The sequence below is a fragment of the Xenorhabdus sp. TS4 genome, assembly GCF_014467265.1.
GTDB lineage: Bacteria > Pseudomonadota > Gammaproteobacteria > Enterobacterales > Enterobacteriaceae > Xenorhabdus > Xenorhabdus ehlersii.
Genome location: NZ_NKHQ01000011.1, coordinates 66,698 through 79,000, shown reverse-complemented (window position 1 = coordinate 79,000; position 12,303 = coordinate 66,698). Strand labels below are relative to the sequence as shown.

At 45.3% G+C, this 12,303-nt stretch carries 9 protein-coding genes; all 9 read right to left on the bottom strand.

All coding sequences use genetic code 11. From position 1 onward, the window contains the following. Nucleotides 1-6 precede the first annotated feature (6 nt). The 9 genes from cydA to sdhC all read right to left on the bottom strand — a co-directional run bounded on the left by cydA (nt 7) and on the right by sdhC (nt 12,036). Nucleotides 7-1,578 (bottom strand): cytochrome ubiquinol oxidase subunit I, encoded by a 1,572-nt coding sequence (gene cydA, locus Xets_RS27985; protein WP_099131147.1) that lies wholly within the window; start codon nt 1,576-1,578, stop codon nt 7-9. Nucleotides 1,579-2,222: 644 nt separating this feature from the next. Continuing rightward, complete coding sequence (gene sucD / locus Xets_RS27980; RefSeq protein WP_099131146.1) at nt 2,223-3,092, bottom strand: succinate--CoA ligase subunit alpha; 870 nt, start codon at nt 3,090-3,092, stop codon at nt 2,223-2,225. Further along, the gene (gene sucC / locus Xets_RS27975; RefSeq protein WP_099131145.1) at nt 3,092-4,258 is read right to left on the bottom strand and encodes an ADP-forming succinate--CoA ligase subunit beta; all 1,167 of its coding nucleotides are present in this window, start codon (nt 4,256-4,258) and stop codon (nt 3,092-3,094) included. Before sucC ends, sucD begins: the two co-directional genes overlap by 1 nt. Before the next feature lie 157 nt (nt 4,259-4,415). Then, complete coding sequence (gene odhB, locus Xets_RS27970; RefSeq protein WP_099131144.1) at nt 4,416-5,627, bottom strand: 2-oxoglutarate dehydrogenase complex dihydrolipoyllysine-residue succinyltransferase; 1,212 nt, start codon at nt 5,625-5,627, stop codon at nt 4,416-4,418. Between the two features lie 14 nt (nt 5,628-5,641). Then, nucleotides 5,642-8,449: a 2-oxoglutarate dehydrogenase E1 component gene (gene sucA, locus Xets_RS27965; RefSeq protein ID WP_099131143.1), complete on the bottom strand. Its 2,808-nt coding sequence runs from the start codon at nt 8,447-8,449 to the stop codon at nt 5,642-5,644. 335 nt (nt 8,450-8,784) lie between these two features. After that, nucleotides 8,785-9,501 carry a succinate dehydrogenase iron-sulfur subunit gene (locus tag Xets_RS27960; protein WP_099131142.1) on the bottom strand — a complete coding sequence of 239 codons (717 nt, stop codon included), beginning with the start codon at nt 9,499-9,501 and terminating at the stop codon, nt 8,785-8,787. Between the two features lie 37 nt (nt 9,502-9,538). Then, nucleotides 9,539-11,305, bottom strand: a complete 1,767-nt coding sequence (gene sdhA, locus Xets_RS27955) for a succinate dehydrogenase flavoprotein subunit (RefSeq protein ID WP_099131141.1) — start codon at nt 11,303-11,305, stop codon at nt 9,539-9,541. Next, nucleotides 11,306-11,653: a succinate dehydrogenase membrane anchor subunit gene (gene sdhD / locus Xets_RS27950; RefSeq protein ID WP_099131140.1), complete on the bottom strand. Its 348-nt coding sequence runs from the start codon at nt 11,651-11,653 to the stop codon at nt 11,306-11,308. It abuts the gene before it with no gap. Next, nucleotides 11,647-12,036 (bottom strand): succinate dehydrogenase cytochrome b556 subunit, encoded by a 390-nt coding sequence (sdhC, locus tag Xets_RS27945; RefSeq protein ID WP_074022583.1) that lies wholly within the window; start codon nt 12,034-12,036, stop codon nt 11,647-11,649. Before sdhC ends, sdhD begins: the two co-directional genes overlap by 7 nt. Between the last annotated feature and the right edge of the window lie 267 nt (nt 12,037-12,303).

Below are 12,303 nucleotides of genomic sequence, written 5' to 3'. Positions count from 1 at the left end.
TCCTGCTTACTCAATATTATTCGCTGAAGCAGCGGTTTTTTGTTCAAAATGGTAACGTCCAGTCTTGAGGCTGCTTGGGCCAAGACGGGCAAATTTGAACATCAAGAACATCTCTGCGATCAAGAACAAAGTGTACAGACCACAAATCAGCACCATTGAGAAAATCAGATCGCCTACACTACGTGTTGAAGTCGCGACAGCAGTTGGCAACACTTCACCAATCGCCCATGGCTGACGGCCATATTCTGCGACAAACCAACCAGCCTCAACGGCAATCCATGGCAATGGAATACTGAACAATGCAGCACGAAGCAGCCACTTATGTTGACCGATACGGTTACGCAGAACACTCAGGAACGACAGACCGATAACCAGCAGCATAATAAAGCCAGCAGCAACCATGATACGGAATGCAAAGTAGAGCGGTGCTACGCGTGGAATAGAGTCTTTCGCTGCGGCTTGAATTTGCTCTTCTGTGGCATCAGTTACGTTTTGGGTATAACGCTTCACGAGCATGCCATAGCCAAGATCTTTCTTACTTTCATTGAATGCACTGCGAACACTTGGATCAACATTACCTGCACGCAGTTCTTCCAGTAATTCATAAGCCTTGATGCCATTACGGATACGCTGCTCGTGCTGGCTCATCAAATCCCGCAGACCAACGACCGGTGTATCTGTAGAGCGGGTAGCAATCAAACCTAAAACGTAAGGAATTTGGATGGAATATTTATTTTCCATTTTGTCCTGATCAGGAAGACCAATCAGCGTAAATGAAGCCGGAGGCGGCTGAGTTTCCCACTCTGCTTCGATTGCTGCCAATTTGGTTTTCTGCACGTCCCCCATTTCATATCCAGATTCATCACCCAGAACGATGACAGACAGTACCGCAGCCATGCCAAAACTTGCTGCAATCGCAAAAGAACGTTTGGCAAACGCCAAATCGCGCCCTTTAAGCAGATAGTAAGAGCTGATACCCAATACAAAAATGGCACCAGTAACATAACCGGCTGCAACAGTGTGGACAAATTTCACCTGTGCAACTGGGTTAAGTACTAGTTCGCTGAAGCTCACCATTTCCATTCGCATGGTTTCGAAGTTAAAGTCAGACGCAATCGGGTTTTGCATCCAACCATTCGCAATCAGTATCCACAATGCAGAGAAGTTAGAGCCTAATGCAACCAGCCAAGTAACCGCCAAGTGTTGTTTCTTACTCAGTCGATCCCACCCGAAGAAAAACAGACCAACGAATGTGGATTCGAGGAAGAATGCCATCAGACCTTCGATGGCCAGAGGCGCACCGAAAATATCACCAACATAATGTGAGAAATATGACCAGTTGGTTCCGAACTGGAACTCCATGGTCAAGCCCGTTGCGACACCCAAGGCAAAGTTAATACCAAATAACTTACCCCAGAATTTTGTCATATCTTTATAGATTTGTTTGCCAGAAAGGACATATACCGTTTCCATGATCGCAAGCAAAAACGCCATACCGAGCGTCAATGGTACGAACAGAAAATGGTACATAGCAGTTAAGGCAAACTGTAATCGTGACAGTTCGACAATATCAAACATCTTGACTCCTTGCTCCTAGCAGGAAGACACCGACTTGCGGCAACCCGACTTCGTAAAACGAAAGTCTCGTAACTACCAGCAATAAATGCCTCAAACACAACAATGAATTATTACAAAATCAAAAATTCAATAGATACCACAATAATATTACGCCTATATTCACATACAATAAATAGCTTTTACGTGACTCAGCTTAGAATTCTGAATATAGGTCAACAATACCATACATTCTCAGGTTAATACCTATATATACTAGATCAATTTAATCAAGTTTAGCGAATACAATCTAGAGTAATAAATTGATTTTAGTCAATTTTTTCCTTATTTTGTTAAGCTTTACAGTTATTATTTCATTATAGTTTACTTCGTGTTAATAAGTTGTTATTTGCCATGGTTTGTAATTTATTTTTTGCTGTAAAATTCGTTAGAAAATTAACTTTTCGTTTTCATTCTTTAAAAAATATATTTTTCCGATATTTCCAATTTCATTAATCAAATAAATAGATTTTCCTAAAATCCAATTCAATTAAATTGAGAAATAACTTATCTTATGAATGAACTAACCTACTGTTAATATTATAAATAAAAACAAAAGGCCACCCTGAGGCAGCCTTTTTCTATAAAAATAGTTTATTTTGTGATTGTTATACCAATAACGCTTTTACAGCATCGCCAATGTCTGCAAGGCTACGGACAGTCTTCACACCCGCAGCTTCCAGTGCAGCAAATTTCTCATCTGCTGTCCCTTTACCCCCTGCGATAATCGCTCCGGCATGGCCCATGCGCTTACCTTTAGGTGCAGTCACACCAGCAATATAAGCAACAACCGGTTTAGTCACATGTTCTTTGATATAAGCCGCAGCTTCTTCTTCGGCTGTACCACCAATTTCACCAATCATGACAATTGCTTCTGTCTGTGGATCTTCCTGGAACAGTTGCAGAATATCAATGAAGTTTGAACCTGGGATCGGGTCACCACCAATACCAACACAGGTAGATTGCCCTAACCCAGCATCTGTGGTCTGTTTAACCGCTTCATAAGTCAGTGTGCCTGAACGGGAAACAATGCCCACTTTACCTGACTTGTGAATATGACCAGGCATAATGCCGATCTTACACTCGTCAGGAGTAATGACACCCGGACAGTTGGGACCAATCATACGAACACCTGCTTGATCCAGCTTTTCCTTAACTGTCAACATATCGAGTGTTGGGATGCCTTCTGTAATAGTGATGATCAGTTTAATGCCTGCATCAATCGCTTCCAGAATGGAATCTTTACAGAATGGTGCCGGAACGTAGATTACAGAAGCGGTTGCCCCCGTTGCTTCAACGGCTTCACGTACGGTATTGAATACAGGTAATCCTAAATGCTCAGTGCCACCTTTACCCGGTGTCACGCCACCCACCATTTGAGTACCGTAAGCTATCGCCTGTTCGGAGTGAAAAGTGCCCTGACTGCCAGTAAAACCCTGACAAATCACTTTGGTGTTTTTATCGATTAAAATAGACATTATTTATTCCCCGCTGCTGCTACTGCCTGTTTAGCTGCGTCTGTCAAACTGGTAGCTGCAATGATGTTCAAACCGCTATCCGCCAGTTTTTTAGCACCCAGTTCAGCATTGTTTCCTTCCAGACGAACGACTACCGGTACGTTAACACCCACTTCTTCCACCGCACCAATAATGCCGTCAGCGATCAAGTCACAGCGGACGATACCACCAAAAATATTAACCAAAACAGCCTTAACATTTTCATCTGACAAGATGATCTTGAATGCTTCGGTAACACGCTCTTTTGTTGCACCGCCGCCTACATCAAGGAAGTTGGCCGGTGCACCACCGTGCAATTTGACAATGTCCATCGTTCCCATTGCCAGACCTGCACCATTCACCATACAACCAATGTTGCCATCCAGCGCAACATAGTTCAATTCCCATTGTGCAGCTTGGGCTTCACGCGGATCTTCCTGTGTAGGATCGTGCATTTCACGCAGTTCAGCCTGACGGAACATAGCATTACCATCAGCGCTCAATTTTCCATCTAAACAAACCAGATCACCTTGCGTTGTGATCACCAAAGGGTTAATTTCAACCAATGCCAAATCACGCTCTAAGAACAGGTTCGCCAATCCCAAGAAAATCTTGGTGAATTGACCAACTTGTTTACCAGTCAAACCAAGTTTGAATGCCAATTCACGGCCTTGATACGGCATAGGGCCAGACAGTGGGTCGATAATGGCTTTATGAATTAGCTCAGGCGTTTCTTCCGCCACTTTTTCTATTTCGACGCCACCTTCAGTAGAGGCCATGAATACTACACGACGTGTACCGCGGTCAACAACAGCCCCCAGATACAGCTCCTTGGCAATATCAGTTGCCCCTTCCACCAAGATCTGATGGACAGGTTGCCCCTGTGCATCTGTCTGGTAAGTTACCAGTCGTTTACCCAGCCATTGTTCAGCAAAAGTGCGGATATCTTCCTTACTATTGACGACTCTCACACCACCAGCCTTACCGCGGCCACCTGCATGAACCTGACATTTAACGACCCAAGGGCCTGAACCAATCTTGGATGCTGCTTCTTCTGCTTCGCGCGGAGTGGTACAAGCATAACCAGCAGGTGCTGGTAAACCATACCGTGCAAAAAGTTGTTTTGCCTGATACTCGTGTAAATTCATGATGTTCTATCCATAATTTAATTTAAGAAAGGTAAATTACCTTCTATTTTGTTGCTCTGGATATGACCAGCCCAAAAGGGCTGGCCTGCATATATTTTTACATCAACGTCGTACTACTTCAGACTGGCGGAGTTAACACCCTCCGCCGATAGTGATGCTATACATCCAGCAACAAACGTGTTGGATCTTCCAGCATTTCTTTGATGGTCACCAGGAAGCCGACAGACTCACGACCGTCAATCAGACGGTGGTCATAGGACAGTGCCAAGTACATCATCGGAAGGATCTCAACCTGACCATTTACAGCCATTGGGCGATCTTTAATGGCATGCATACCAAGGATAGCGCTTTGTGGTGGGTTAATGATCGGGGTGGACATCAGGGAGCCGAAAACACCGCCGTTGGTAATGGTGAAATTACCGCCAGTGAGTTCTTCAACAGTCAGTTTACCGTCACGGCCTTTGATAGCCAGCTCTTTGATGCTTTTCTCAATATCAGCCATGCTCAATGCATCTGCATCACGCAATACAGGTGTAACCAGGCCACGTGGTGTAGATACAGCAATACTAATATCAAAATAGTTGTGGTAAACCACATCTGTTCCATCAATGGAAGCGTTCACTTCTGGATAGCGTTTCAACGCTTCAACAACCGCTTTCACATAGAAAGACATAAAACCCAGACGTACACCATGACGTTTTTCAAATGCATCGCCATACTGCTTGCGCAATTCCTGAATTGGCTTCATGTTGACTTCATTGAAAGTCGTCAGCATTGCTGTATTGTTCTTCGCTTCAAGTAAACGTTCTGCAACACGCTTACGCAAACGCGTCATTGGGACACGTTTTTCACTGCGGTGTGGCAATAAGGATGGCTGTTCAGCAGATGCAGCAGGCTTATCACTCTCTTTTTTATTCGCAGCGACATATTTTTCAATGTCTTCACGGACAATACGGCCACCAACACCACTGCCTTTAATGGCAGCAGGATCTAAATCATGTTCTGCAATCAGACGACGAACAGCAGGGCTTAGTGCATCGTTGCTTTCTTCTTCCAAAGACGCAGTCTGCCGCTGTGCTGGCGTTGCCTCTGTTTTAGCTTTTACTTCGGCAGGTATACCCGTGCTGTCACCTAAACGGATACGACCTAACAGTTGTTTGGACAGAACAGTGGCGCCCTCTTCTTCCAAAATGGATTCCAAAACACCGGCTTCACTTGCTGGTACTTCCAAAACAACTTTATCCGTTTCAATTTCAACCAGCACTTCATCACGCTCTATGGTGTCACCTGGTTTTTTATGCCATGTTGCCACAGTGGCATCTGCAACAGATTCAGGAAGGTCTGGGACCAGAATTTCTACGCTACTCATTTTCTATCCTTAATTTATTCAACATTCAGTGCGTCATTAACCAGTGCTTGCTGTTGCTGCTGGTGAACAGACGTATATCCCACAGCTGGGGAAGCAGATGCCGGACGACCTGCATAACGTAAAGAAGCCCCAAATGGGATCGCTTCACGGAAATTATGTTGACTGCAATACCAAGCCCCTTGGTTCAGTGGCTCTTCCTGACACCAGACGAAGTCATGAACATGGGCATACTGCTCAAGCTCAGCTTGCAAGTGCTGACGTGGGAATGGATACAGCTGTTCAATACGCACAATAGCAACGTCAGTCTGTTCGTTCTTACGACGCTGTTCCAGCAGATCGTAATAAACTTTACCGGAACAAAGCACAACGCGTTTAACACCTTTTGGCTCCAAGGCGTCAATTTCACCAATCACTGGTTCAAATTTGCCGTGCGCCAATTCATCCAGAGTAGACACTGCCAATGGATGACGCAGTAGTGATTTTGGTGACATAACGATGAGCGGACGGCGCATACCACGCAGAGCCTGACGACGCAGCATGTGATAAACCTGAGCTGGAGTCGATGGTACGCAAACCTGCATGTTTTGTTCAGCACACAGTTGCAGATAACGCTCCAGACGTGCCGATGAGTGCTCTGGTCCCTGCCCTTCATAGCCATGTGGCAGCAGCATAACCAGACCACACATACGGCCCCATTTCTGTTCGCCAGAGCTGATAAATTGGTCAATCACAACCTGAGCCACGTTGGCAAAGTCACCAAATTGGGCTTCCCAAATCGTCAGGACACGAGGTTCAGTTGTTGCATAACCGTACTCAAATGCCAGTACAGCTTCTTCTGAAAGGACAGAATCCCATACATTAAATACACCCTGTCCATTGTGGATATTCGCCAAAGGCACATAAACAGAAGCATTGTTTTGGTTATGAATAACGGCATGACGGTGGAAGAAAGTACCACGTCCCGCATCTTCACCAGAGATACGGACAGGAATACCTTCATCAACCAAAGTCGCGTAAGCCAGTGTTTCCGCAGCACCCCAGTCAAACAATTTATTGCCATTCGCCATTTCTGCACGGTCGCCATAGATTTTCGCAACACGTGAGTGCATTGCCACTTCGGCAGGAACAGTGCTGATGCTTTTGCCAAGATCTTGCAGACGTTTCATATCCATCTTATGTGGATACTCTTCATCCCATTCGTGATTCAGATAGGGTTCCCATGTGAATGAGTGCAACCCCATTGGGCGCCATTCATCGACAACGCATTCACCATGATCCAGTGCATCACGGTACAGGTTCACCATCTCAGTAACGTCATTGGCCTCCAGCAAACCTTCCGCTACCAGCTTATCTGCATAGATTTTACGTGCAGTTGGTTGTTTTTTGATTTGCTGGTACATCAGTGGCTGAGTTGCACTTGGCTCATCAGCTTCGTTATGACCGTGGCGACGGTAACAGACCAGATCGATCATCACGTCACGTTTGAAGGTATTACGGAAGTCAAGCGCCAGACGTGTGACGAATGCAACAGCTTCCGGATCATCTGCATTAACGTGGAAAATCGGTGCCTGAACCATTTTCACAATATCAGTACAGTATTGTGTTGAACGGGCATCTTTCGGGTTAGAAGTGGTGAAGCCAATTTGGTTATTCACTACGATACGAACAGTACCGCCAACTTCATAACCGCGAGCCTGAGACATGTTCAACGTTTCCTGAACAATCCCCTGCCCTGTGACTGCGGCATCACCGTGGATGGTGACAGGCAGAACCATGTTACTGCGACCTTCATCAAGGCGATCACGGCGGGCACGTACAGAGCCGATAACAACAGGGCTGACAATCTCAAGGTGAGAGGGGTTAAAGGCCAGTGCCAAATGCACCAAACCGCCTTCGGTTTCAAAATCAGAAGAAAAACCTTGATGGTATTTTACGTCACCTGTACCCAGATGCTCTTTATGTTTACCCGCAAATTCGTCAAACAGATCAATCGGTTTTTTGCCCAAGAGATTGACCAGAACGTTGAGGCGACCACGATGAGCCATTCCTAATACCACCTCGCGGGTACTTTGTTTACCTGCGTGACGGATCAACTCTTTTAACATAGGGATAAGTGCGTCGCCACCTTCCAGGGAGAAACGTTTCGCCCCTGGGAACTTGGCACCTAAATAGCGTTCCAAACCTTCCGCTGATGTTAATTCTTTCAGGAAACGGCGTTTTTCTTCTGCACTAAACTGTGAACTTACTGTCACTGACTCCAGACGTTGCTGGAGCCAACGTTTTTCTTCCGTATTGGTGATGTGCATATATTCCGCACCAATTGAACCACAATAAATGCGTTTCAGCGCGTCATACAGATCAGCCAATTTCATGGTCTCTTTGCCAATGGCAAAAGAGCCTACATTAAACGTTTCTTCAAAATCCGATTTTGTTAAATTATGGAAAGCAGGATCAAGATCGGGTACAGGTTCCTGTTTCCATAATCCCAATGGATCAAGGTTTGCATGTTGGTGTCCGCGGAAGCGGAATGCATTGATGAGCTGCAAAACTTTGACTTGTTTTGCATCCATTGCTGGATCGCTGACTGAAGTGTGGTAACGCGTGGCATCCTTTGCCAGACGACGGAAATAATCGCGTGTCTGTGTGTGAAGCTGTTCGCCGCTAAGTCCTGCATCCGGTAATTGTTGGAAAATTTCTCTCCAACTTGCATCAACAGAATTAGGATCAGTTATATAGTCTTCATAGATTTGCTCTATGTAAGACTGGTTTGCACCAGCCAGAAAGCTTGAGTCCAGCCAGTCCTTCATTGCGCCGTTCTGCATTGTGAGCCCTTAAGCTTTAAAAGCTTTAGTTTTCGCCGTGGTTAACAAATACCGCTTAATTAGCGGTGTTGATAAAAGGTTCATTTGGACGTGCTTAATGCATGTTCTTCTTTGGGTTTTCCTACCCATCAAGGAACCTTTAAAAACCGAATATCAGTTTTTAAAGATCCCTTTATTTGGAAACACATTTCGTCTTTAGCAGTAGGCAATTTATCATTTTTCATTCTTTAATGCCCTCCACTGATTTGATATTTATTTCAAAATTGTGGAGGGCAACATTATATGCACTATTTACACACTATTTATGTGTTATTTATGCACAAATTTTTATTTTGCTATGCGCTATGTTTCAGCAACATAGATTTAATATGACCAATCGCTTTTGTCGGATTCAATCCCTTAGGGCATACGTTGACGCAATTCATAATTCCGTGGCAACGGAAAACACTGAATGCATCATTCAGATTATCCAATCGTGAACTTGTTTCAGTATCACGGCTATCAATCAGGAAACGGTATGCCGCTAAAAGACCCGCTGGACCGATAAATTTATCCGGATTCCACCAGAATGATGGGCAAGACGTTGAGCAACAAGCACATAAGATACATTCATACAAACCATCCAGCTTTTCACGCTGCACTGGTGATTGCAGGTGCTCACGTGCGGGTGGATTTTTACCATCATTAATCAGATAAGGACGGATTTTTTCATATTGCGTGTAGAACTGCCCCATATCAACAACCAGATCACGAACCACTGGCAAACCAGGCAATGGACGAATAACAATTTTCTTATTGCCACGACGCAACGCTGAAATGGGTGTAACACATGCCAAACCGTTTTTACCATTCATATTCACGCCATCAGAGCCACAAACACCCTCACGGCAAGAGCGGCGGAATGACAAGGTTGGATCTTGCTCTTTTAGCTGGATGAGCGCATCCAGCAACATCATGTCACGCCCTTCCTCTGCTTCCAGTGTGTAATCCTGCATACGAGGTACATCATCGACATCTGGATTATAACGATAAATTGAAAATTCAAGTTTCATAATCTATTTCTCCGCAACTGGAACATCAGCAATGCAATTAGTAAGAACGCACTTTCGGCGGGAAAGCTTCACGCAACGTTGGCTGCATATTCACTTCACGACGAGTCATGCTCTCAGTTTGCGGTAAGTACAGGCTATGGCACAGCCAATTAGCATCATCACGCTCTGGATAGTCAAAGCGGCTATGGGCACCACGACTTTCTGTACGGAAGTTTGCAGAAACCGCAGTTGAATAAGCCGTTTCCATCAGGTTATCCAATTCCAGACATTCGATGCGTTGAGTATTGAATTCCGATGAAGTATCATCCAGACGAGCATTTTTCAGACGTTCGCGGATCACTTTCAGCTCTTCCAATCCTCTTGCCATCGCATCACCTTCACGGAATACCGAGAAATTATGCTGCATACAAGCTTGCAATGCTTTGCGGATTTCCACTGGATCTTCACCTGAACGGGTATTATTCCAACGGTTCAAACGTTGAAGTGCTGCGTCGACATCAGATTCGCTGGCATCACGGCTAGTACCTTGTTCCATAAGACATTCTTTCAGATGCAGACCCGCAGAACGACCAAATACCACCAGATCAAGTAGTGAGTTACCACCCAGACGGTTTGCGCCGTGAACAGATACGCAAGCAATTTCACCCACGGCAAACAACCCAGGGAGCACCACATCTTCGCCTTTCTCATTTACTGCCAGCGCCTGACCCGTAATCTTAGTTGGAATACCCCCCATCATATAGTGACAGGTTGGGATAACAGGGATCGGCTCTTTTACCGGATCGACGTGAGCGAAAGTACGGGATAATTCAAGGATACCTGGCAGGCGAGATTCCAATACTTCTTTACCCAGATGATCCAGTTTCAGTTTGACGTGCGGACCCCATGGGCCTTCGCAGCCGCGGCCTTCACGGATTTCGATCATCATAGAACGTGCGACCACATCACGACCAGCAAGGTCTTTAGCATTTGGTGCATAACGCTCCATAAAGCGTTCACCATCTTTATTCAGCAGGTAACCACCTTCACCACGACAGCCTTCTGTAACCAGAACACCTGCGCCAGCAATACCCGTTGGGTGGAATTGCCACATTTCCATATCCTGAACAGGAACACCTGCACGCAATGCCATTCCCACGCCATCACCGGTATTGATATGTGCATTCGTTGTGGATTGGAAAATACGGCCAGCACCACCCGTTGCCAGAATAGTCGCCTTAGCTTTAAAATAGACCACTTCACCGGTTTCAATGCAAATAGCGGTACAACCGACAATGGCGCCATCCTGATTCTTCACCAGATCCAACGAGTACCATTCAGAGAAAATAGTCGTGTGATTTTTTAAATTCTGCTGATACAGAGTATGCAATAGAGCGTGACCAGTTCGGTCAGCAGCGGCAGCAGTACGAGCGGCCTGCTCACCACCAAAATTTCTGGATTGCCCACCAAATGGACGTTGGTAAATACGGCCATCATCCAGACGGGAGAATGGCAGCCCCATGTGTTCCAGTTCCAAAATAGCTTCTGGGCCAGTCTTACACATATATTCAATGGCATCCTGGTCACCAATATAATCGGAGCCTTTCACCGTATCATACATGTGCCATTCCCAGTTATCTTCATGGGAATTGCCCAACGCAACAGTGATCCCTCCCTGTGCCGAAACAGTGTGGGAACGAGTTGGAAATACCTTGGAAATCAAAGCACAGGATAAACCCATTTGTGAAATTTGCAGTGCAGCACGCATACCTGCGCCACCAGCACCAATAACAACAGCGTCAAACTCTCTTACTGGCAGTTTCATTTATGCACCCCACACAACAATTGTTCCGTAAATCAAATAAGTTAACAGCGCTACAATAATCACCAGTTGCAAAACCAGACGCAGTACGAGTGGCTTGACATAATCTGTCAGTACCTGCCACATTCCAATCCATGCATGAACCAGAATAGAAAACAGAGTCAATATGGTGAACACTTTAGTGAGGGATGAAGAAAAGAAACCACGCCAAACTTCATAAGTAATATCCGACGTTGTTGCGACAAAACCAACGAGATAAAGGACATACAAAACAATAATAATTGCGGATGCGCGCAATAGCAGCCAATCCTGAATACCTGTACGACCCAAAGCGGATGCGTTGCTTACCATAATAATACCCCAGCCAGAATAGACAGAATAACCGCGATTGCTATTGCTACTTTGGCAGATGCGCTACCGGTAGCGAGATTTTCTTCCAGGAAACCAAAATCCATCAACACATGGCGAATGCCTCCACAGATGTGGTAAGCCAGCGCCGTCAATATCCCCCACAGGATAAATTTGGCGAAGAAGCCAGTCATGATTTCAGATGCTTGCAGGAAGCCCTCTTGCGAAGACAGAGACATCCCTAGTAACCACAGTAGAATGCCAACTGCGATAAAGGTGATGACGCCTGAGATACGGTGCAAGATCGATGCTATCGCGGAGACGGGTTGGTTAATCGTCCGCAGATCAAGGTTGACAGGTCTTTGTTTTTTCACAATTTTGCCCACAAAGCTTTTTTTATTTTCCATCCTCCGGTCCTGGGCGGGAATCAGACAGCGCGAAGAGGATACAAAGACACAACATAATTAACTTAAACAATCCCTACTGTTCATCAAAAGTTGTGATTTGGTTACGCTGGGTGCTCCTACATCAGGATAATCCGGAGACCTCCCAGAAGTATAAGTACTTCACATTGTTATTACAATTGCCACACAATATGATTATTAACATTTAGCTTGAACAGTGAGAAAGATCACGCTTCAAACATTTTTCAT